The sequence below is a fragment of the Halomonas sp. AOP22-C1-8 genome (assembly GCF_052378905.1).
Taxonomy (GTDB): Bacteria; Pseudomonadota; Gammaproteobacteria; order Pseudomonadales; family Halomonadaceae; genus Vreelandella; species Vreelandella citrativorans.
Genome location: NZ_JBQSYD010000001.1, coordinates 20,866 through 42,254, shown reverse-complemented (window position 1 = coordinate 42,254; position 21,389 = coordinate 20,866). Strand labels below are relative to the sequence as shown.

The following is a 21,389-nucleotide window of genomic DNA, read 5'->3' as shown; positions in this document are numbered from 1 at the left end:
ACCTCCTGTGTGGATATATTCATACATCTGTATTCAGTTAGTTAACCGATACCAATGCAAAGCGTTATCGTGAAGTATGTTTTGACGATAATCGGGGGCGGAAAAGGAAATGGCAGCTTCGACCAGTCCTAGCCAGTCTGCATAGCTTATTGCGAGGCTAGAAACAGGAAAGTTACTAGCAAAGAGGCAGCGATTTGGCCCGAATAGATCGATGGTTTCGCAGAGAAGCTCAAGGTTGGCTTTATAGTCCCATTCATGCCAAGGGCTACCTAGCTCTGATAGCTTGACTGCAACATTGGGATTATCCGCTAGCGCGCGCATCCCCGTACGCCAAGTGCCGATCCCAAGAGAAGTTCGATCCCAAGGCAGCCCTGTGTGATTGAGGATAACTCGTAGTTTAGGGCGCGCTTCCAGCGTTTTTGCCGCGTCACTCAAGTGCCAAGCGGGAACACGCAGATCCCAGGAAAGATTGCGCTCTTCTAGCATGATTAATCCGTCACACCACTGGCGATCTTGTAGGCTCCCGGCATTGCCTTTAACTTGATTGATTTGTGCTGATGTTACGGCTGTGACAGGCTTGGCTCTTACGCCCCGGAAAAGTGGCGAATTCATCTGGGCATCAAGTTGCTCAGAACATTTTGGGGTTCCGAATTCAGCCCAGCCAACATGAGCTGTGGGGAGCTTATGGTCTGTATAGACTGAGTTAATCCATTCCGTTTCTTTTAGAGGTTGAGAGCGATGTGCTTCGGCTTCGCAATGTACGCTGCCTGCCAAGTGATAGCCCTTAGGAATATGGTGCTTCAAATCCTCAACCAGGAAGGGTCGCTTTATTGATGTATAGTCGCCTAGAAAGAAGCCTCTTACTGGTTTCTCTTCAAGCCAAGGATAACTAACACTGCCATCAAGAGCCCAGAGATGATGATGAGCATCTATGAGTAGCTGTTTGGCATCCATTGCGGCATCTCCTCTCTAGAAGTCTGTGTATACAATGGCCAGTCCTTAATTACGCACGAGAAGTTGAGATACATCAGGTTCAGAGCGGCAATTGAAGCTATTTACTACATGCCCAGATTCCAAGTTCAAAATATCAACCCGGTCGCCTTTCATGGAAACAAAAGCATGCTGTCCATCGGGATGAAAGCTCATGGCAATAGGGATGCTGTCTAACTCAATAAGCCCAAGAGAATTGAGTTCCTGGTCAAAAACTGACAGTGAACTCTCTCCATAATTTGTAGTAATTAAACGGTTAAATGGATCAGAGTAGATGCGATTGGGATCGCGGCCTGTCGTTGCGCTGTTTTCTATAGTCATCGACTCAGTATTAATGGCAACGATAGTGTCATCATCACGGTTGCTAATGAAAAGCTTGCCTTCATCAACGGATAAAGCATTGCCTTCTGGCCTACGCCCTGGAATCATTGCGATAGGCATGAATGTAGCGTCATGGGGCTTAAATTTGGTGATAGTGTTGCTGAGAAGATTAACTCCATAAGCCCAATCGCCTTTACGGGTAAGAGCAAACAAGTGGGTCTTATAACCACCTGAAGATACGGCAAGATTTGGAGCTGTAGCAGTGAGAGGATTATTGAACATTAATAAAGTATTGTGCCCCTCACTCATAGCGTAAAGCCGATCTTGATCGTCTATACCTAGCCCATGAATACGATAATAAGGCCACGTACTGAGGGTGTTGACGAGCTCAAAGGTATTAAGGTCAATTACAAATACAGAACATCCTCCTTGGTCACCAATGCAGTCAGCTCCTAAAATACCATAATGACCAACATAGGCATGCTTGCCTTGAGAATCGACAACAAACTCATGAGGATAGTCAGGAAGCCGAATACTTTTGAGTTCTTTTCCGCTTTGAACGTCATAAAGGCTTAAAGTGTGGGCGCATTTTTGATTAAGAAGCAAGTGTTCACTAGCCATCTATACATCTCCAAATGTTAAATAGGCATCCAGTTAAGTCGGATGCCTATGGTATTAATTAAATTATAAATTTAAAGATTACTGAAGTACCTCTTGAATAGCATCCGTCCACTCGCTACCGTTATTATTTATATAACTATCCCAAGTAGGGAGAACAATGGTTTGAAAGGCGGAAGTGTCGACCTCCTCTTCAATTTGCACGCCGTTAGCACGCATTTCATTGAGAATTTCTTGCTCGCTCTCAATGTTTAATTCGCGCTGGTAATTCCCTGCATCACGTGCGGAAGTTAGCAGGATTTCCTGATGTTCAGGTGATAGGCTGTCGAATTTTTCTTGATTCATTACCATTATGAGTGATGTATAGGCCTGGTTAGTTAATGAAAGATAGTCTTGAACCTCATGAAAACCAGCCGACCAAACAATCCCGACTGGGTGGTCTTGTGCGTCAACAGTACCGGTCTCAAGTGCTGTATAAAGTTCACCTATTGGCATTGGAACGGGATTCGCACCAAGTAATGAAAATGCCTCAATAAGTGATTCATTAGAGTTGGTTCGCATGACAAGCCCCCGAACATCCTCGGGAGTTTTAATGGGACGTTTGGAGTTTGTCATCGCACGAAAGCCAACTTCCCAAAACGCTAGTCCTTTCAGGTTTTTATCTGTCAAAAGATTCAGTGCTCGCTGGCCAATATCACCGTCAAGCACTTGATAAGCCTCTTCTCGATTAGCGAATATATAAGGCAAATCGAAAGCACCAAGGGCCGGTTCAAGGCCAGTAAAATTTGGATTTCCCGATAGTTCAATGTCGATCAGTCCGTTGCGTACAGCCGCAATCATTTGCTGATCACCTCCTAGCAAGCCATTACCGAAAATATTAATGGTAATGTCGCCGTTGGTGCGTTCATCAACCAGCTCAGCAAAGCGTTCCGCAGCGGCTTGTTGGGTGTCGCTATCAGGTGCCGCATGTGCCAGCTTTAAGACTGTGCTCGCCTGTACCTGAGTTAATGATCCAGCGATTATTAGAGCAGATGCCGATACTTTAATTAGAGGTTTCATAGTGTCTCGCTTGTTATTGATTTTAATTCTCATTCACATTGGTTTTATGTATGTGAACATGATTTAAGCCTGCAAAGCAGACATGTTTTACATTGATTAAAGAATTATCCAGCTAGCCAATAAAGGGGTACGGTAATGATTTGTGGGAAGGCGACGAACAGCAAAAGAATAACCATATATGCCAAGGCAAATGGCATAACACCTGAAACTGCTTTTTCGAATTTTAGATTGCCAATACTAGTGATTACATTAAGAACATTGCCGACCGGCGGAGTGATTAAACCAATAGCACAGTTAAGAACAAACATAATGCCAAAGTAGACTGGGTCAATGCCTGCAAGCTTAACGATTGGCATTAGTATAGGCGTGAGCACCAGAATAGTGGGCGTCAGATCCATGACCATACCAACGATTAGCACTATCCCCATAATTGCTAGCATTAATAATCGCGGATTATCAACTAACGGGGAAAGTAGATCAGCAACCATCATCGGTAATTGAGCAATACTAATGAGCCATGAAGCTACCATGGCAGCTGCTACCAGAAACATTACAATAGCAGTGCTACGTGCGGCTTGCGTTAAAACGCTGTAAAGTTCAGCTATATTTAATTCTCTATAAATAACAGTAGCAACAAAGATTGCATATACAGCAGCTACTACGCCAGCTTCCGTTGGGGTAAAAATCCCTGTTTTAATACCACCGATAATAATGACTGGTAGTAGTATAGCCCAAAAGCTCTTTTTTAAAGCTTCCCACCGTTCTGCACGGGTTGCCTTTTTTGCAACAACCAAATCCTCTTTACGAGTCATAAATAGCCACATTAGCACTAATGTGGCTCCCATAATGAGTCCAGGTACGATACCTGCCAAAAAAAGTTTACTAATGGAAATGCCGCCTGCCACACCAATAATAATAAGAGGAATAGACGGAGGGATAATGGGAGCAATAATACCACCTGCTGCCATTAATCCGGAGGAACGACCAAGCGGATAACCTGCTTGACGCATCATCGGTAGAAGCATACTGGCCAATGCGGCAGTATCTGCTACCGCAGAACCAGATAAGCTAGCCATGATAATAGCTGCAAAAATGGCTACAAAGCCTAGGCCGCCTTTACGATGGCCCACTAATGTCATCGCTAACGCAACTATGCGCTTTGACAGGCCGCCTCGTGACATTACCTCTCCGGCAACCAGAAAGAAGGGGATTGCTAATAACGTGTAACTATCTGCTCCATTGACCAAATTTTGAGCCAATATTTGAGAGTTAAAAAGATCAAGGTGTAACATTAATACGACAGCACTTACTAGCAATGCGAAAGCAATCGGGATGCTCAAGCCTATAGATGCAAGTAAAGAGCCAAGAAAAAGCGTAATTGTCATGCTAAATATCCTTTTCTTTATCTAGCTTGTGGGTGCCCTGAAAGGTTGATGGCATGATAAGTCGATAAAAAAGTATAATTGACATTAGTAGCCCAGCTATTAAGCCTGCCAAGTAAAAAACACCCACTGGAATGCCGCTAATTGGAGAAATGTTGTCCCAATTTAGCAGTGTCTGATAATAACTTCCGTTTAATAACATCAAACAGCATCCCAGCATGACAAGTGTTACCAGTCGATTAAGTACAGCCTGCACAAGCACAGGAAAACGTTCTGACAGCGTTGTAACGCGTAAATGTTCGTGACGCAGTAAAGCCGTAACGGCACCCAGAAAAGTTATCCAGACAAAGAGAAATCGAGACAACTCAACACTGACTGAAATGCCACTATTAAAACCATAGCGCAATACCACGTTGGTAAATACAAGGGTGATCATGCTGATCAGTGCCAAGACCATTAGAAAGTTGAGCAAACGCTCCACTCCTTTAGCCAAAAATGCAACTTGTATAGCAATACCAAGTGCTTTTTTATGTACTGGTCCCTCTGAGGAAGGAACAGTGGTTCTATCGTGTTTATACATGAGCGATTGCCCCCAAGAGACATGTAAAAACATGCCTCTTTACTATCGTAATGATCAGAATCATTCTCGAAAATCCGATAATGCTAACGACTGTTGCTAATTGCGTTATCGAAATCAGCTACGAACTCTGGGCTTAGTACTTCACGATGTTGTTCAAGCATGCTATTAAGTTGCTGATGCATGTGTTGACGTTCGACGAGAGGTACTTCATTAATTTGCATTTTTTTACTCAATTCTGACAATAATTCTTGATTTAATTCTCTACTAATGCTGCGCTGGTAAAGAGTTGCTTCTCGTGCAGCTTCTTTAATAGCTTCCCTCTGGGTATCACTTAGTTTATTCATAAACCGATCTGATGTAAGTAAAACCAGTGCATCATACGCATGCGATGTCTGAGATAAGTAATCTTGAACTTCATAAAAGCGTTTGGTATCTATGACAGTGTAAGGGTTTTCCTGACCATCAACGGTATTAGTTTCAAGTGCGGTAAATAGTTCGTTAACCGGCATTGGGACAGCATTAGCGTCGAGTCCATTAAAAAGGTCTATATATAAAGCATTTTGCATTGTGCGAATTTTTAGGCCGCTTAAATCTTCCAGGTTCTCGATAGGGCGCTTTGAGTTAGTAATATGCCTAAAGCCGTTCTCCCAAAAGCCAAGCCCTACTAATCCTTTATCGTTAAGGCTGGCAAGAAGAGCTGCCCCGACAGGGCTATCCAATACCGCATCTGCATGCGCTTCGTCATCGAATTGGAATGGTAAACTGATAATACTAAAGTCTGGGTTTAGGCTTGACAGGGTGGCTGTTGAAGGAACAGTGAGATCCAGCGTTCCAGCCTGAACCATTGATGTCATATTGACATCACTACCAAGAATCCCGTTACTGAATACTTGTACATCAACATCGCCATTGGTTTTCTGCTCGACTAGCTCGGCAAAATGATGAGCTCCTAAGGTTTGAGGATGTGAATCCGGAAGGCTGGTCCCGAGACGGGCGCTAATATCTGCCGCAAAGATTTGTGGTGAAATACAGCTAAGACCTGCAACCAAAACGGCAATGGAGAAAATATGATTATGGCGTGTCATAATGAAGTCCTTAGTTTATTAATGGTTTTATAGCTCTTGTGGAGTTATGGCCAAGGGGTTCCTGGGCGGGCGGTGCTAGTAAATAACTTCGTAATGCGTTGTCACAAAATACGGATAATTTTTCACTACGAGTAAGTTTTGAGCTAAGTTGTTTGAAGTGGCCCCATAATGCTTCAAGATCGGTTACTAAACCGTCAACAGGAAAGTTGCTGGCAAACATACAACGTTCTGCTCCAAAAGTTTCTAAAGCAGTATGAATTAGCCAAGTATTGTCCTTTAGCCGCCAAGGCTGATCTTTTAGGCCTATACCAGAAAGTTTAAGCATGACGTGTGGATAAGCGGCAACTTGTTCTAATGCCTCTTTCCATCCTGCTAGTGTTTCATGTGTGCGATCATTGGGAACGCCAGCATGATTTATGACTACTGGTACATCTGGGTAACGCTCTAATAAATAAACTAATTCGTTTAGATGCCACCATGGAACTTGTAGCTCGAAGATGAATTTATACTGAGCCAGTAGCGCATAGCCGCGTTGAAATCGAGGGCATTTGAGAGAGCCGGGCATGCTGTGATTGGCTTTGTACTTATCGCGAGGCATGGTGGTTGGTTTATGCCGGACTCCGCGAACTAGCGGCCAAGCCGATAGCTTTTCTAGTTGAGCATCAATGTTATCCGCATCTAACCAAGCCTGAGCAATCATGGCATTTGGCCAGCAGGTTCTACCGTTAAGGGCATCTATCCAGCGAGCCTCTTTTAGCGCATCCCCATGCTGCCATTCAGCTTCCATGTAAACGCATCCAAGTACGTTGTGATGTCCACACTGCTGCTGATAGTCCTGTGGAAAAAAAGGTATGCGAATACTGCTATAGTCTCCATATCGAAAAGGGATCATTGGCTCATCACACAGCCATGGATGGTAATTAGATTGAGGATCCCAGAAATGAAGATGTGCATCTATAATGGGAAGATCTTGATCTTCTCCACTATCAAGGTAACGTTGTCGATGTTCATTTATCTGCATGCTCTTATAGCCTCATCGATAAACCGCAATGTGACGATTCACGGATTAATTCGTGTACTTCGTACGCTCAACTGCATCAAGTAATTCGCTACCGTGCTGAGCAGTAAATTCGTTACGAACTAATTCAGCTACCCTGCCATGCATAGATGCACGATCAGGCTGTTCTGCGACTTGCATCCCCTTGTTCTTAAGAAATTCCAAGTCGCTAGATATCCTCTCTTGATTAATTTGGCGCTGGTATTGAGCAGCGCTTTGTGCTTCATCACGCAATATGAGCTGTTGCTCTTCCGATAGCTCACTAAAGCGATTTTTATTCATAACCAATGGCGCTGCGGTATAGGCATGTGCCGTTAGTGAAAGATGTTTTTGAACATCATATAAGCTCGCCGAGCGAATTAAGCTAACGGGATTTTCTTGACCGTCTACTGTTCTGGTTTCTAATGCAGTGAAAAGCTCTGCGAAAGGCATGGGGACTGGATTGGCACCCAATGCCTCAAATGCAGCGATATGCACTGGATTAGGTGTCGTTCTTAATTTCAGCCCTTTGATATCATTAGCTGACTCGATTGCACGGCGCGAGTTGATTAAATTACGAAATCCAATTTCCCAGAATGCGAGGCCTTCAAGGTTTTTCTCTCGCATGCTTGTAAGTAAGTTCAGTCCGATCTCTCCATCTAGCACTCGATATGCTTGATCGTAGTTATCAAAAAGAAATGGCAGATCAAGCAAGCTAAGTTGGCTAGCTAATCCACTAAAATAAGGATTGCCAGATAATTCGATATCAATTGTTCCACTACGGACACCAGTGATCATGGCTTGATCATTTCCGAGTTGGCCATTTGGAAAAATACGAATATTAATTTCGTCGCCGCTACGTTCTTTTACTCTCTCGGCGAAGCGTAACGCGGCCAAATGTTGAGAGTCATCTACTGGGTGTGCATGGGCCAGTGTTAATGTTGTAGCCGCTTGGGTGTAGGCAAATGGAGCAAAGAGAGCCACCGATAACGTTGTAGCTATAACTTTTTTTAATAAATAGAACTTGGTTATCATTATGGTGGCCTCGAAGTTAGCGCGGTAATTCTAGATAGATTGCACTTTTTTCATTGCAGGATTCTCTTCTGGCATGAATTTGACTGGATTACATAACTTGCGGCCAAGAAGAGGTAGGTCAATCTCAAAACGGTCACCGTCACGCACAGAAATATTGTCAGCAAAACTGAGCGTTGCAGTGCCAAAGTAATGCACATGTACATCGCCTGGGCGTCGAAACTGGGCGTACTTGAAATGGTGGTATTCTAGATTGGCTAGGCTATGCGCCATATTTGCCTCTCCGGTAAGAAAGGTTTTTTCCCATAGAATTTTGTCCTCGCGAACAATTCGGCTAGTGCCCTCTAAATAATCAGGGAGCTCACCCAGGAATAATTCAGGGCCAAAGCTGCAAGCGCGTAGTTTAGAGTGCGCCAACCATAAGTAATTAGCACGCTCAGTGATATGGTCGGAGAATTCGTTCCCAACGGCATAGCCCACCCTATATGGAGTACCGTCAGTAGCATTTATGTAAAGGCCAACTAACTCAGGCTCTTCACCCGCATCTTCGGCGAAAAATGGCACCGTAAATGGGCTTTCTGGGGGAACGACGATGCTGCCATCACCTTTATAGAACCATTCGGGTTGAGCTCCCATTGTGCCTGCAAGAGGTTTACCTCCCTCAACTCCAAGCTTGAACATACGCATGGAATCAGTAAGTTCCTCATTGTTAGCTTGTACACTTGCATGCATTGCAGAGCGGGTATCGGCGCTGCCCAGATGGGTTAAACCAGTGCCGGTAACAAAGCAGTGGGCTGGGTCAGGATGTGTAAGCGGAGGCAGCAGTAAACCTAAATCTATTGCCTGATTGTAATCCAACAAATCATGGCTACGATGAGATTCAATGAATGCAGTAAGAGAGGTGCCCTCGTCGAGAGCGGCCTTTGCTAACGCATAGGTCCCTCCGGGGTAATCAATCACACGAAGCTGAATTGAACTTTCAACCACCGCGGCACGAATGCCGCGAGAAGTTTTCACTTGTACGATTCGCATTAGTAAGACTCTTATTCGATGATATGGAACTGATCAAAATAACGTTCGTTGAGCTTTAAGCCGAGGCCGGGCGTATTATCGTCAAGATCGATAAACCCATTGACTGGCTCAGGATCACCTTCAAACAGGTAATAAAACAGCTCGTTACCAATCTCTACATCGTGTACTGGGAAGAATTCGGACATAGGAGATGCAAGCGTAGACATTGTTAAATGATAGTTATGCATCTGACCTGCATGAGGGATGACAGGTACGCTAAACGATTCAGCAAGAGCATTGATCTTATGCGCGGCGGTAATGCCGCCAACCCGATTAGTATCGTATTGGATAACAGAAACTGCACGTTTTTCAAGCAGTTGGCGGAAGCCATAAGAAGTGAACTCGTGCTCGCCGCCTGAAATAGGGATACTGGTAAGTTGGTTGAGCTCTGCGTAGCCATCAATATCATCAGCAATCACTGGCTCTTCAAGCCATCGTGGCTGAAAGCGTTCCAATCGAGGTAACATGCGTTTGGCATACTCGAGGTTCCAGCCCATATAGCATTCAAGCATTAAGTCGATATCATCGCCGATTACTTCACGCACTGCCGCAACGCTATTCAGGTTTTCGCGCATGCCCGAAGGGCCGTCTTTGGGACCATAGCCAAAGCGCATCTTCATCGCTTGGAAACCTTGATCAAGATAAGACTGTGCTTCTTCCTGCATGCCTTTTAGATCAGTGCGATAAAGTTTGGATGCGTAGCAAGGAATTTTCTCTTTTGTGCGACCTCCTAATAATTTAAAAACAGGCTTGTTTACGGCTTTACCCATGATGTCCCAAATAGCAATATCGACTCCAGATATTGCCGCCATACCGATGCCTTTACGACCCCATGCATGCGTGGAGCGATACATCCGTTGCCAGAGATATTCGTAGTCAAAAGGATCTTGGCCAATTACTAGCGGGGCAAGATACTGATCGATAATTGCTTTAGCGATACGTGGTGCTAACGCCACATTTCCAAGCCCTACAATGCCGTTGTCGGTTTCAATTTCAACCACCGTCCATCCATGGAAGCGGAAGGTGCCCATGGAATCTCCTTTATCCCAAAGCTCATCCATTGCGTTGGAGCAAAAGTGAGGGGTCGGCGTTACAGTATGGCCTTTCCATTCAAATACGCGGGTGCGGACATTAGTGATTTTCATTAAGGTTTTCCTTAAGTGAGTATTTGGTTAAATATTGGTGTTCAGTCGCTGTTGACGAAGGTTCTTGCCCATCCGACAAGCGATGATGAAGGCGTTACGAGTTGGACTAACATTAGCTTTTCCTTGGCCAGCGATATCAAATGCCGTGCCATGGGCAGGAGTAGTAATGGGGATGGGAAGGCCTCCTTGTACAGTTACGCCCTCCATAAAGCCCATTAGTTTGATCGCAATTTGGCCTTGGTCGTGGTACATGGTGACCACTGCATCAAACTCGCCATCACGAGCCTTAATAAATAGGGTGTCGGCGGGGAGGGGGCCACTAATTGGATAGCCTTGGGCTCTGCACGCCTCAACCGCAGGCGTAATGATCTCGATTTCTTCGCGTCCACAAGTGCCGCCTTCCCCTGCATGAGGATTAAAGGCTGCTACTACAACGCGTGGCTCTGGATTGCCTGCCAGTTGCAGTGCGTCGTACATCAATCGGCTAGCCGCGACAATACGCTCTTCAGTGATATATTCGGCCGCATCTTTAAGTGGAATATGCGAGGAAATTCGGGCCGTCCACAGATTGCCCAAAGTATTAAACTCACAAAAATAGTTATTAACATTTAAATAGTTAGCGAAGAAATGTAACTCGTCTTCATACTCAAGCCCGCCTTTTTTCATGGAGTATTTATTTAAAGGCGCAAAGCAAATCGCATCTACCTCATTGTCTAGCGCTGCACTCATACAGCGTTTTAACAATGCGAGTACGGAAGCACCGCCAGCAGCTGTTTCTTGTGCATAGCTAATGTCACTTTCAGCAACACTCTCTGTTGGTAAAAATACTGGGGTGGAGTGTAAACGTGCTTGGCTAAATTCGCTTATTTCAACCAAATTATGGTGAATGCCTGCAACACGTTGTCCTTCTTGCCACAGCCAGCGATCACCCAGCAATACGGTATGTACATCTTTAAAAAGGTCGGCTTCATTGAATAGCTTAGCGATTAGCTCTGGGCCAACACCAGCAGGGTCACCTAGGATTACCGCGATTACAGGTTTTGAATCTTTCATATAGAACTCCTGTTAAACGATTTTAATAAAACAGATCAACTAAATAGAGAGAAACTTCAGGAATATAGGTTACTAATAGTAATACGATAAACAATACACCGATCATAGGGAGGTTAACCCGGGTAGTATTCCACATATCGGTTTTAGCAATTGAACAGGCGGTGGCAAGTACAGACGCGACAGGAGGCGTTTGCTGGCCAATGGCTAAGTTAAGCGTCAGGATTAAGCCAAAGTGAATTGGATCAATGCCGATTTGAGTGACTAGCGGCATTACTATTGGCACTACTAGAATGATTGCTGCTGCCCCATGCAGGAACATACCTAATAAAAGTAGTAAAATATTGAGTAGTGCTAATACCGCAATAGGATTCTCAGTTAAAGTAGTGATTTGTTGCGCCAGTTGTTGCGGGAGTTGCATTTCTGTAAGAAATAGCCCTAGTACTGCTGATGTTGCGACTAGTAACATAACAACGGCCGTTTGTATAACGCCATCTGTTACCGCACGATAAAGAACTTTTAAGTTAAGTTCTCTATATATAAGTCCGCCAATAATTAAGGCAGCCAGTACGGCTATGCCCGCTCCTTCAGTTGCAGTAACCAAGCCACCAAATATGCCACCTAGAATTATAATTGGTAGTAATAAGGCCCAGGCAGCTTCCTTGAAAGCTTTACCTAAGCGGCGAAGAGAAAAGGCTTCTTCGCGAGGCAAGTTATACTTAACTGCATAGTAGTAACAGAAACATGCAAGGCCGATGCCGCCAAGAATCCCTGGGATAATGCCTGCTACGAATAACTGAACAATAGAAACCTCGGCGATCGCTCCGTAAAGAATCATTGATAAAGAAGGAGGGATAATGACAGCCAAGGATGCAGACGAAGACGTGATAGCTGCAGAAAACTCGGGGTTGTAGTTTTTACGTTTCATTTCTGGAATTAAAATAGAGCCTGTCGCTGCTACGTCTGCAACAGCGGAGCCAGAAATTTCAGCAAAAAACATTGATACACCAACATTAACCATCGCCAGGCCTCCTCTTACAAATCCCACCATAGCTGTCACTAAATTGATCAGTCGGGTAGAAATGCCAGAGGTGTTCATCAGTGCGCCAGCAAAGATGAATAACGGAATAGCAATTAACGGAAAGTTAGTAGCACCATTAAAAAGTGTTAAGGGAACATTAAGAAGATGCTGAGGCCCCATGTTTATAAAAACACCAATAACACCTACAGCTCCAATTGCGACTGCAATAGGTACATTGATAAGCACCAAAGAAAATAAGGCTGCGATAACTACTAGTAAAATCATGGCCGACTCTCCCTTAAATCTTCCTCGGCTAAACGAATTGCTTCTTCGATAGCTTCATGCTCGCTGTCGACGCCATTTTTCATCTTTTTCCAAGCGCCAGGTAGAGATAACAGTTCACAAAGAATAAACAATGCCGCGCTAATAGGGACTGCCGATTGGGTAATCGTAAGGCTAATACTAGGAAGAGAAACCAAGCGATCCCATGCCAGTATGTCCAAGACTCGGTAGCCGTAATAAGCAATTATCAAGAAGAAACCAATCACAATAGCTTCGCTTAAAACAAATAAGCTAGCTCTGACAGCTGAGGGAGCATTGCTTACAAGCCCTGGAAATCCCATATGCGCACGTTTAATGGCTGCCAGGTTGGCACCGTAAAAAGTTAACCAGGCAAGTCCTATAGATGCTACCTCATCGTACCAGGTAATAGAGCTTCCAAAGGTTCTAAATGCCACAGCTGCAAGTACTATGAAAGTAAGAGCAAGTAGCAAAGTAACGGTAAAGATTTCTAATAACTTTTCGATTAGAAACCGCAGCTTTTCAATTAGTGCCATTTTTTATACCCGTTGCTGGACGCATGGGCGTCTGTAATGACGCCCAAAAGGTAAATACTTTTTAATCGTTGGCTAGGCTCATGGCGCGATCTATTAATGCTTGACCATTTTCAACTTGCTCAGCAAACGCCTCATATACAGGAACACTGGCACTGATAAATGCTTCTCGGTCCACTTCGTTAATTTCAACGCCGGAATCTCGCATCGTATCTAGCAGCTCTTGATCCAATTCAGCGCCTCTTGCAAAAGCCCATAATTGAGTTTCAGCAGCCGCCTCGCTAATTGCATCACGAACCTCATCTGAGAATTGATCCCACTTGCCTAAACCGGCGGTTAGCCATATAGGTGTATAAACATGGTTCGTTAGCGATAAATATTCTTGAACTTCGTGAAGCCGAGCGCCGTAAATATTACTGAGAGGGTTTTCTTGTCCGTCGATTACACCTGTTTGGAGCCCAACAAATACTTCTGAAAAAGCCATGGGAGTAGGGTTGGCGCCCCACGTTGAGAACATACGGGTTCGCCAGTCACTTTGAGGAGTGCGAATTCTTAGTCCTTCTAGATCAGTGGGAGTAGTGATAGCTCGGCGACTGTTGGTAATTTGACGAAAACCGTTTTCCCATGTAGAGATAATTTTTAAGCCTTGCTCCTCTGCTCCTTCAGCAAGATCCTGCATAACAATTTCATCATCTATTTTCTTTAAATGGTCACGATCGCTGACCAAGTAAGGAAGATCGAAAAGAGCAAAATTTGGCGCTACAGATGACATGATCGATGAAATTGCAGCTAAGTCGACGGTGCCCATGCGTAGGCGTTGGATAAGTTGGCGCTCATCTCCCAACTGGCCACTATCGTAATATTCAATTTGGATATCGTCGCCTAATCTCTCTTGGAGTTGGCGTTTAAACTCCAATGCGGTTTGGCCTTGCAAGCTTTGGGATGATCCACCAATAGCGAATACAATTTTTTCTTGGTTAGCTTGGGCTTGCGAAGAACACAAGACCAAAGCTAAAGCCGTAGCGCTGAGAGAGAGTTTGAACATGACGAGCCCCTTCTTTTTAGGCTTATTGTGTTTGTCTGGTATGCTGGTTGGATTACCGGACCAGTCGGTAGGCAATTTAGATTCCTATGGCCTTGTTAGTCAATAGGGGGTCGGTAAATATATACCTTTGTCTAAAGGGTGATCATATGTGGAAATCATGGTCGTTTTTGGTCTAGTATATAGACCAGTTGAGATGGGAAAATTTTATGTCTAATTCAGCATTTGCTTTTGAAAAAGCTCTCAAAAATAAAACTAAAAAGGAAGTACTGGTTGAAAAACTAATTGATATGCTTAAAACAGGACTGCTAAGAGAGGGAGATTTATTGCCTAGCGAGCGCGAGTTGGCACAGCTTTTTGAAGTTAGTAGAGAGACAGTACGAGGTGCTCTTGCTCAAATGGCTGCCTATGATTTGATAAGCGTTTCTCAAGGCAGTAAAACACGTATAAGTGCAGATGAGCATGCTCTATCACGTTTTACAGATACCCAAGAGGCTTGCCGGGTAAGCGAGATGGAGAGCTTCGATTTGGACTGTGTTTTCGAGAGCCGGATTATTGTCGAAGCTGCTATTGCTAGGCGAGCTGCTATTAGAATAGATATGGAAGGCATTCAAAAGCTGGAGCGATTGCTTGACGCACAGAGCAAGCTATTCGATTCGCCTGTCTATTTTCAGCTATCTGATCAGAGCTTTCATAAACTTATCTCTGAGTATGCTAATAATTCCTTGTTGTTGCGTTATGCTCAAGAACTCTACGGGTATGGGCTTAGTATACGCCGCCAAGTAATGGTTGAGGACGGTGCGATTGAGCGGAGTTATGGGGAGCATGCTCGCATTGTTGATGCTTTGAAACGCGGTGATCCCGATGCGGCCGAGCGAGCGATGCTTGCTCACTTGGATAGTGTTTATCGCACGACGAAAGAGAAATCAGCCTGTGAAATAGATAAATCCGTAAATTAGCATTTCGGGCATATGTGCAGGATGTTTACGGTTGAATAACAGGCGCCGCTAGTCAAAATTCGTCTTGGACAGGGCTGTCCTCAGTAGGCTATAGGAGGTTAATGCCTGGGATGAATTAACGTTTAAGTGGTGACCGTCGTACCGCGCTCCGTTCCATAAAATAATTCGTTTTTTCGCTAAAATATTCCACGTTTAACATGGGATATAGCCCCCTGTCGGGGGCTTGGTGCGGCGAGGTCTTTAGCATGTTAATAAAAGGTCTCAGGCAGTATATGTCCTGATGAGTTGCTATTTACCGTCTTGTTTAATATTCCCGCTTACCATCCACCAGTCGCGAAACCTTAAAAGGATTATCGTCGCGCAATGCTTCTGGCAGTAAACCAGCAGGCAAGTCCTGATAGCAAACCGGGCGCAGGAAGCGATAAATCGCGGCGCTGCCGACAGACGTAGTGCGGCTGTCGGACGTTGCCGGGAACGGTCCGCCATGCACCATCGCGTGACCCACTTCAACCCCGGTCGGCCAGCCATTGGCCAGGAGTCGGCCGGCGCGCTGCTCAAGCGTGGGCAGAAGTGATTGTGCGGCCTCCAGGTCGCCATCGTCCATTTGCAGGGTAATCGTCAACTGACCTTCGAGCTGGTCGGCAACACGCTGCATCTCCTGCACGTCAGCGCACTCAATGACCAGCGAGGCAGCGCCGAAGATTTCGCCCTGAAGCGCGTCATCGTTAAGGAAGTCCTGAGCACTGGCCACAAATAGCCCCGGTTGGCAGCTATGCGGGCCGCTACCTGACTGACCACGGGCCACTTCCTTGACGCTTGGTTGGCCCGAAAGGGCGGAGACACCGCTTTGATACGCCTCATGGATGCCGGGCGTCAGCATCGTTTGGGCGCCGCTGGCTTTAACGGCTTCCCCTGCGGTAGTGATAAACGCATCCAGGTCAGCGCCTTTGAGGCCAATGACCAGGCCAGGGTTGGTGCAGAACTGGCCGGCACCCATATTCAGCGAGGCGACAAAGCCTTCGGCAAGCTTGTTGCCGCGCGCTTTCAGCGCCTCGGGGAACAGGAATACCGGGTTGATGCTGCTCATCTCGGCATAAACGGGAATCGGCTCGGGACGCGCCTGGGCAGTCGCCATCAAGGCCATGCCGCCGCTGCGTGAGCCGGTAAAACCAACCGCTTTAATACGCGGGTCTGAGACCAGCGCTTGGCCAATATCGCGACCTGAGCCGAACAGTAGCGAAAACACCCCTTCCGGCATGTTGCACCTGGCCGCGGCGCGTTGAATAGCGCGGCCTACCAGTTCAGAAGTGCCGGGGTGGGCTGAATGGCCTTTCACGACCACAGGGCAGCCTGCCGCCAGCGCCGAGGCGGTATCGCCCCCTGCTACGCTGAAAGCCAACGGGAAGTTGCTGGCGCCGAACACGGCCACGGGGCCAAGCGGAATATGGCGCTGGCGTAAGTCGGCACGCGGCATGGGCTTACGCTCAGGCTGGGCCGGGTCGTAGCGCAAATCCAGCCATTCACCTGCGCGCACTACCGAAGCGAACAGCCGTAGCTGGCCGCAGGTCCGGCCTCGCTCGCCTTCAAGGCGCGCTTCAGGCAGGCCGGTTTCGGCCACGCCGCGCTGGGTCAAGTCAGCACCAATGGCCTCAATTTCTTCGGCAATGGTTTCCAGGAAGTGAGCGCGCGCTTCAAGTGAGGTTTCGCGGTATTGATCAAACGCCGCCTCGGCAAGCTGGCAGGCTTTTTCAACCTCGGCGCGGCTACCACCGGGATAGCGCGGCTCCAGCGTTTCGCCGGTGGCCGGGTTAACGGCAACAATATCGGCTTGAGTACCGGTGACGGCCTGTTGACCGATAAGCAGTGTACCTTGCAGTGTCATGTAGCCTCCTGTTAAAGCGCGTTGACGATGGTTGTTTCGTGCTTGTGATTCGTTGGCATGCGTAGCGTGTTACGTAGTGAGCGGCCAAAATCGTTAAGCGTGATCTCGAAACGGTCACCATCGCGGGTTTGAATCTGGTCAGCAAAGCTAAGAGTAGCCGTGCCGAAGAAGTGGACGTGGACATCGCCCGGGCGGCGAAAGCCTGCGTATTTGAAGTGGTGGTGCTCAAGATTGGCGAGGCTGTGGGCCATATTGGACTCACCGGTTAAAAATGGCTTTTCCCACAATGTTTGACCATCGCGCACAATGCGGCTGGTGCCTTCAAGGTGGGTAGGCAACTCTCCGATCAACAGCTCTGGCCCAACGCTACAGGCGCGCAGTTTAGAGTGCGCCAGCCATAGGTAGTTAAAACGCTCGGTAACATGGTCGGAAAATTCGTTACCCACAGCGTAGCCAATCCGCCACGGAGTGCCATCGTCAGCCACCATATAGAGCCCCGCAAGCTCTGGTTCTTCACCAGCATCCTGGGCAAACGCGGGAGAAGGCATGTCTGCTTCCGGCGCGACGATGCAGTCGCCATCGCCTTTATAGAACCATTCCGGCTGCGACCCTTCGGCGTTATCGGAAGGCTTTCCGCCTTCAACGCCGAGTTTGAACATGCGCATGGAGTCGGTCAGCTCCTCCTCGGCCACTTGGGTTTTGGCATGCATGGCGGATCGCGTATCGGCGCTGCCCAAGTGGGTGAGGCCGGTGCCGGTCACCAGGCAGTGGGCGGGGTCGGGATGCGTGAGCGGCGGTAGCAGGCGCTGCTCGTCGATTAGCGTTTGGTAATCAATCTGCGTGTCGCCAAGCCGTGATTTAATGGCTTGTTCAAGCGACTCCCCAGCGGCAATAGCGGCTTTAGCTAGCGCGTAAGTGCCGCCCTCTATGGCGATGGGGCGAACTTTCTCAGCGCTCTCTACCAATGCGACTTTTAGTGTTTCTTGTTCGGTGTACTGAATCAACCGCATAGCGACATGTCCTTGTTAATACATCAAGCGCTTGCTCATTTGCATGGCAAACAGCAGGCAACCCAATGGTGTCTTGAATGGCATGAGGCGGTGTCATGTCACCCCAAGCGGGCTATCCGGGAGAGTGCTAGCGCTGCTTGTTAGAGGTGGCTGACGCCATTATTTGGAAAGTGCTATTCATCGTAGACGAACTGTTGAGCTTATTGCCAGTATGTTCAACATATACTTTTGTATGTGTCGACGTTATCACAAAGAAAGCGTAACGTCATAGCGGCTCCCTGGATTTAAAGGGAGTTGCCAATATCACGATGTCGCCATGAGCATTAATCAAGGGGAAATCATCAGTACCATCCGCTTGTATTACGCCCATGCTTGGAGAGGTTGATTACGTTATGATTGAGAAGAATTGTAATAGGGTTGAATCATAGTGACGTCATCTCTCAGTAAGCCTGTTGCTCGGCCCAGTATTGCCGAACATCTCGCCGAAGCTATCTTCGCAGGGCATTATCAGCCCGGCGATTTTGTGCCTCGGGAGCTGGATCTGTGTGAACGCTTTGCTATTAATCGCTCGGCGGTACGTAGCGATCTTCGTCAGTTGGTGGATGCGGGTATTATTGAGCGTATTTCAGGGCATGGCTCCAAGGTTCGTGAGTATTCTGAGTGGCATATCCTTGATCCCCAGGTGACCCATTGGTTAACGCGGTATGCTGCGCCAAACCCTGATATCCAGCGCGAAATACTGGCTTTTCGTTTGGACGTGGAACCTTATGTGGCGATGACCGCTGCCAAGCGTGCCACGGCGCACGATTTGGTGGCTATCGAAGAAGCATTTGAAGGGTTGGGCCAGAACCTGCGTAATGCCACCTGTCTTGAAGAGCGGCGTCTGCATAGTGAATGCGATGTTGCTTTTCATGAGGCGATCTTCAAGGCGACTCACAACATCGTTTGGGCACAGCTTTCCCATATCTTGCGTCCTTCCATTTACATGTTGGTATCGATGTCCAATGAGAGCGCCCCGGACCCTGACGAGAGTTTGGAGCAGCATCGCCAGCTAATGGAAAGTATTCGCCTGCGCCGCCCTCGGGAGGCGTTTTTGGCGGCTCAGGCCGTGTTGGCGGGTACCGCAAAGGCGCTGGGGCTTGAGAACAGTGCCAGCACCCTGGAGCCCAGCTCTTTGGGGCCTAGCTCTTTGGAACCCAGCTCTTTGGGGCTTAACATCGAGCGCCGCTGAGCCTTACATTGATCCCACTTTTGCTAACAAGGCAAACGTATGTCTCACGTAATGATTGGCCTGGTCGGGGTGGGTAAAATTGCCCGCGATCAGCATATTCCTGCAATGGCAGCGGCCACTAGCTGCCAGTTTGTCGCCACAGCTGATCCTAATGCAGTACTGCCGGGCACTCCTGGCTATGCCTCGCTAGAGGCCATGCTGGATGCTCACCCTGAGATAACCGCCGTGGCCATTTGCACGCCTACTCACCTGCGCTACTCTCAAGCGCGCCTTGCGTTAATGCGTGGCAAGCACGTGCTGCTGGAAAAGCCGCCAGGGGCCACGTTAAGTGAAGTAGAGGACTTGATCGCAGTGGCTGACCAGCAAGGCGTTAGCCTGTTTGCTGCCTGGCATTCACGTTTTGCACCGGGCGTTGCCCATGCCAAACAGTGGTTAGCAGAGCGCAGTATTCGGCGAGTTGATATTGAGTGGAAAGAGGACGTAAGGGTATGGCATCCAGGCCAAGCGTGGATCTGGCAACCCGGTGGAATGGGCGTATTCGACCCGGGTATTAACGCGCTTTCCATTGCTACGGCCATCCTGCCGCAACCGTTTTTCCTGCGTCAGGCGCGGTTGCAGGTGCCAGAAAATTGCCAGACACCGATTGCCGCTGAGCTCTCTTTTACGGACCACCTGGATACGGCTATTGAAGCGGTGTTTGATTTTCGTCAGACCGGCCCGCAAACCTGGGATATTCACATTGATACTGATGGCGGGCGCGTAAGCCTGACCGACGGTGGTTGCCGCCTAACGATTGAAGGTCAGCAGATAGTCGACGCTGAAGAGAAGGAGTATGAAGGTCTTTATACTTACTTCGCCGAGCTTATCGCAGCGGGGCGCAGCGAAGTAGATGTCGCGCCACTGCGCCAAGTAGCCGACGCTTTCTTGTACGGTCATCGTGACGTAACGGATGCGTTTATCGAGTGATGGCCGTTCACGCTATAGAGAGGTGCCATCAACGACTCAAGCCAAACGCAAGGGCATATGGAGTCGTTGGTGGCGGGTTAACGCGGAACGTTAAAGCATTCGCAGGAAAATAAACCATTAATCAGGTGATGAGGGTTTTCCGAAAAGAGGGAATCCTTCTGCGTCCCATTGGATGCGTTTGACGTACGTATGTCGGTTCGGATCCCACAGGGGGTCGCCCTCAATCTCGGTATACGTGCGCGCGTGATACACCAGTAGATCCGTTTGGCCGTCTTCAGAAACGGTAAAACTATTGTGCCCTGGCCCGAAGAGCTTATTGGGCGAGTCGCTCTGAAAAACGGGGTTTGGCAGCTTCGTCCAGCTGGAAGGATCAAGCAAGTCGTCATCGGCATTGGCCCACAACAAGCCCATGCAGTAGTTTTCATCGGTAGCGCTTGCCGAGTAGGTTAATAACACTCGGCCATGTCGGCACAGAACCGCAGGCCCCTCGTTGACACTGAAGCCACGCGTCTCCCACTCAAATTCAGGAATACTCAAACGAACCGGCGGCCCTGATAGCGTGTCGGGCGCTTCCATGGGTGCAATATAGAGGTTGGAGTTGCCGGGGATGTCAGGCGACTTCTGCGCCCATAGGTAATAGAGTTTGTCATGATGAGAGAACGTTGTTGCGTCGAGGCAGAAGCTATCGATGCCCGTCTCGACCTGAATGGGCGCGCTCCATGTGCCGGTCAGAGGGTTTTCCGCGTCAGTGCTAATTGCGTACATGCGGTGCTGGAATAAACCGTCTTTAATCTCTCGGCTGGGAGCCGCCGCAAAATAGATAGTCCAACGCCCTGCATGAAAGTGCAGTTCCGGTGCCCAAATCAGTTCGCTTAAAGGGCCTGTATCTGGCTTGTGCCATACGCTGACGGTACTGGCATCGGCAAGGGCTTCGATGCTTGATGCCCGGCGTAACTCTAAACGATCATATTCAGGCACCGAAGCCGTGAAGTAATAAAAGCCGTCGGTATGCTTATGAATAAACGGGTCTGCGCGTTGTTCTATCAAAGGCCTCATCGTCATTATGGTCTCTCTTC

20 protein-coding genes are annotated in these 21,389 nt (G+C 47.7%); 3 read left to right on the top strand and 17 right to left on the bottom strand.

Features of this window, described 5'->3' with window-relative positions; all coding sequences use genetic code 11:
- Positions 1-33 precede the first annotated feature (33 nt).
- The 14 genes from ACT3TY_RS00195 to ACT3TY_RS00130 form a co-directional block, all read right to left on the bottom strand.
- Positions 34-954: an amidohydrolase family protein gene (locus tag ACT3TY_RS00195; RefSeq protein ID WP_087111119.1), complete on the bottom strand. Its 921-nt coding sequence runs from the start codon at positions 952-954 to the stop codon at positions 34-36.
- A gap of 45 nt (positions 955-999) precedes the next feature.
- Positions 1,000-1,932: a YncE family protein gene (locus tag ACT3TY_RS00190; RefSeq protein ID WP_087111121.1), complete on the bottom strand. Its 933-nt coding sequence runs from the start codon at positions 1,930-1,932 to the stop codon at positions 1,000-1,002.
- A 78-nt stretch (positions 1,933-2,010) separates the two neighbouring features.
- Complete coding sequence (locus ACT3TY_RS00185; protein WP_087111123.1) at positions 2,011-2,988, bottom strand: DctP family TRAP transporter solute-binding subunit; 978 nt, start codon at positions 2,986-2,988, stop codon at positions 2,011-2,013.
- A 104-nt stretch (positions 2,989-3,092) separates the two neighbouring features.
- Positions 3,093-4,373, bottom strand: a complete 1,281-nt coding sequence (locus ACT3TY_RS00180; RefSeq protein WP_087111125.1) for a TRAP transporter large permease subunit — start codon at positions 4,371-4,373, stop codon at positions 3,093-3,095.
- Position 4,374: 1 nt separating this feature from the next.
- A complete protein-coding gene (locus ACT3TY_RS00175) occupies positions 4,375-4,950 on the bottom strand; it encodes a TRAP transporter small permease (RefSeq protein ID WP_217883892.1) in 576 nt (191 codons plus the stop codon).
- An 83-nt stretch (positions 4,951-5,033) separates the two neighbouring features.
- Complete coding sequence (locus ACT3TY_RS00170; RefSeq protein WP_087111128.1) at positions 5,034-6,035, bottom strand: TRAP transporter substrate-binding protein; 1,002 nt, start codon at positions 6,033-6,035, stop codon at positions 5,034-5,036.
- Positions 6,036-6,045: 10 nt separating this feature from the next.
- Positions 6,046-7,056: an amidohydrolase family protein gene (locus tag ACT3TY_RS00165; protein WP_087111130.1), complete on the bottom strand. Its 1,011-nt coding sequence runs from the start codon at positions 7,054-7,056 to the stop codon at positions 6,046-6,048.
- Positions 7,057-7,101: 45 nt separating this feature from the next.
- A complete protein-coding gene (locus ACT3TY_RS00160) occupies positions 7,102-8,106 on the bottom strand; it encodes a TRAP transporter substrate-binding protein (protein WP_087111132.1) in 1,005 nt (334 codons plus the stop codon).
- 30 nt (positions 8,107-8,136) lie between these two features.
- Entirely contained in the window at positions 8,137-9,135 is a 999-nt protein-coding gene (gene araD1, locus ACT3TY_RS00155; RefSeq protein ID WP_087111134.1) for an AraD1 family protein, read from the bottom strand.
- Between the two features lie 11 nt (positions 9,136-9,146).
- Positions 9,147-10,319: an L-rhamnonate dehydratase gene (locus ACT3TY_RS00150; RefSeq protein WP_087111136.1), complete on the bottom strand. Its 1,173-nt coding sequence runs from the start codon at positions 10,317-10,319 to the stop codon at positions 9,147-9,149.
- Between the two features lie 27 nt (positions 10,320-10,346).
- Positions 10,347-11,372 (bottom strand): 4-hydroxythreonine-4-phosphate dehydrogenase PdxA, encoded by a 1,026-nt coding sequence (locus ACT3TY_RS00145; protein WP_444627038.1) that lies wholly within the window; start codon positions 11,370-11,372, stop codon positions 10,347-10,349.
- A gap of 22 nt (positions 11,373-11,394) precedes the next feature.
- Entirely contained in the window at positions 11,395-12,675 is a 1,281-nt protein-coding gene (locus tag ACT3TY_RS00140; RefSeq protein WP_087111141.1) for a TRAP transporter large permease, read from the bottom strand.
- Positions 12,672-13,226: a TRAP transporter small permease gene (locus tag ACT3TY_RS00135; RefSeq protein WP_087111144.1), complete on the bottom strand. Its 555-nt coding sequence runs from the start codon at positions 13,224-13,226 to the stop codon at positions 12,672-12,674. The genes ACT3TY_RS00140 and ACT3TY_RS00135 overlap by 4 nt, the downstream gene beginning before the upstream one ends.
- A 61-nt stretch (positions 13,227-13,287) precedes the next feature.
- Positions 13,288-14,268 (bottom strand): TRAP transporter substrate-binding protein, encoded by a 981-nt coding sequence (locus ACT3TY_RS00130; RefSeq protein WP_087111146.1) that lies wholly within the window; start codon positions 14,266-14,268, stop codon positions 13,288-13,290.
- A 206-nt stretch (positions 14,269-14,474) separates the two neighbouring features.
- Between ACT3TY_RS00130 and ACT3TY_RS00125 the strand changes: the two genes are divergently transcribed.
- Positions 14,475-15,224, top strand: a complete 750-nt coding sequence (locus tag ACT3TY_RS00125) for a FadR/GntR family transcriptional regulator (protein WP_087111148.1) — start codon at positions 14,475-14,477, stop codon at positions 15,222-15,224.
- 304 nt (positions 15,225-15,528) lie between these two features.
- Here the strand turns inward: ACT3TY_RS00125 and ACT3TY_RS00120 are convergent, their stop codons facing one another.
- Both ACT3TY_RS00120 and araD1 (ACT3TY_RS00115) read right to left on the bottom strand, forming a co-directional pair.
- A complete protein-coding gene (locus ACT3TY_RS00120; protein WP_444627037.1) occupies positions 15,529-17,106 on the bottom strand; it encodes an aldehyde dehydrogenase (NADP(+)) in 1,578 nt (525 codons plus the stop codon).
- Between the two features lie 11 nt (positions 17,107-17,117).
- Positions 17,118-18,116, bottom strand: a complete 999-nt coding sequence (gene araD1, locus ACT3TY_RS00115; protein ID WP_444627036.1) for an AraD1 family protein — start codon at positions 18,114-18,116, stop codon at positions 17,118-17,120.
- A gap of 427 nt (positions 18,117-18,543) precedes the next feature.
- On the opposite strand from araD1 (ACT3TY_RS00115), the gene ACT3TY_RS00110 reads away from it, so the two are divergent.
- Positions 18,544-19,347 carry a FadR/GntR family transcriptional regulator gene (locus ACT3TY_RS00110; protein ID WP_444627035.1) on the top strand — a complete coding sequence of 268 codons (804 nt, stop codon included), beginning with the start codon at positions 18,544-18,546 and terminating at the stop codon, positions 19,345-19,347.
- Between the two features lie 39 nt (positions 19,348-19,386).
- The gene (locus tag ACT3TY_RS00105; RefSeq protein ID WP_444627034.1) at positions 19,387-20,313 is read left to right on the top strand and encodes a Gfo/Idh/MocA family protein; all 927 of its coding nucleotides are present in this window, start codon (positions 19,387-19,389) and stop codon (positions 20,311-20,313) included.
- A gap of 117 nt (positions 20,314-20,430) precedes the next feature.
- On the opposite strand, the gene ACT3TY_RS00100 is transcribed toward ACT3TY_RS00105, so the two are convergent.
- Positions 20,431-21,375, bottom strand: coding sequence for a glycoside hydrolase family 43 protein (locus tag ACT3TY_RS00100; RefSeq protein WP_193054273.1), 945 nt, complete (start codon positions 21,373-21,375; stop codon positions 20,431-20,433).
- Between the last annotated feature and the right edge of the window lie 14 nt (positions 21,376-21,389).

Excerpts from the sequence above, each read along its gene's own strand:
- ACT3TY_RS00195 (WP_087111119.1), bottom strand. The coding sequence starts at position 954 with ATGGATGCCAAACAGCTACTCATAGATGCTCATCATCATCTCTGGGCT.
- ACT3TY_RS00190 (WP_087111121.1), bottom strand. The coding sequence starts at position 1,932 with ATGGCTAGTGAACACTTGCTTCTTAATCAAAAATGCGCCCACACTTTA.
- ACT3TY_RS00185 (WP_087111123.1), bottom strand. The coding sequence starts at position 2,988 with ATGAAACCTCTAATTAAAGTATCGGCATCTGCTCTAATAATCGCTGGA.
- ACT3TY_RS00180 (WP_087111125.1), bottom strand. The coding sequence starts at position 4,373 with ATGACAATTACGCTTTTTCTTGGCTCTTTACTTGCATCTATAGGCTTG.
- ACT3TY_RS00175 (WP_217883892.1), bottom strand. The coding sequence starts at position 4,950 with ATGTATAAACACGATAGAACCACTGTTCCTTCCTCAGAGGGACCAGTA.
- ACT3TY_RS00170 (WP_087111128.1), bottom strand. The coding sequence starts at position 6,035 with ATGACACGCCATAATCATATTTTCTCCATTGCCGTTTTGGTTGCAGGT.
- ACT3TY_RS00165 (WP_087111130.1), bottom strand. The coding sequence starts at position 7,056 with ATGCAGATAAATGAACATCGACAACGTTACCTTGATAGTGGAGAAGAT.
- ACT3TY_RS00160 (WP_087111132.1), bottom strand. The coding sequence starts at position 8,106 with ATGATAACCAAGTTCTATTTATTAAAAAAAGTTATAGCTACAACGTTA.
- araD1 (WP_087111134.1), bottom strand. The coding sequence starts at position 9,135 with ATGCGAATCGTACAAGTGAAAACTTCTCGCGGCATTCGTGCCGCGGTG.
- ACT3TY_RS00150 (WP_087111136.1), bottom strand. The coding sequence starts at position 10,319 with ATGAAAATCACTAATGTCCGCACCCGCGTATTTGAATGGAAAGGCCAT.
- ACT3TY_RS00145 (WP_444627038.1), bottom strand. The coding sequence starts at position 11,372 with ATGAAAGATTCAAAACCTGTAATCGCGGTAATCCTAGGTGACCCTGCT.
- ACT3TY_RS00140 (WP_087111141.1), bottom strand. The coding sequence starts at position 12,675 with ATGATTTTACTAGTAGTTATCGCAGCCTTATTTTCTTTGGTGCTTATC.
- ACT3TY_RS00135 (WP_087111144.1), bottom strand. The coding sequence starts at position 13,226 with ATGGCACTAATTGAAAAGCTGCGGTTTCTAATCGAAAAGTTATTAGAA.
- ACT3TY_RS00130 (WP_087111146.1), bottom strand. The coding sequence starts at position 14,268 with ATGTTCAAACTCTCTCTCAGCGCTACGGCTTTAGCTTTGGTCTTGTGT.
- ACT3TY_RS00125 (WP_087111148.1), top strand. The coding sequence starts at position 14,475 with ATGTCTAATTCAGCATTTGCTTTTGAAAAAGCTCTCAAAAATAAAACT.
- ACT3TY_RS00120 (WP_444627037.1), bottom strand. The coding sequence starts at position 17,106 with ATGACACTGCAAGGTACACTGCTTATCGGTCAACAGGCCGTCACCGGT.
- araD1 (WP_444627036.1), bottom strand. The coding sequence starts at position 18,116 with ATGCGGTTGATTCAGTACACCGAACAAGAAACACTAAAAGTCGCATTG.
- ACT3TY_RS00105 (WP_444627034.1), top strand. The coding sequence starts at position 19,387 with ATGTCTCACGTAATGATTGGCCTGGTCGGGGTGGGTAAAATTGCCCGC.
- ACT3TY_RS00100 (WP_193054273.1), bottom strand. The coding sequence starts at position 21,375 with ATGACGATGAGGCCTTTGATAGAACAACGCGCAGACCCGTTTATTCAT.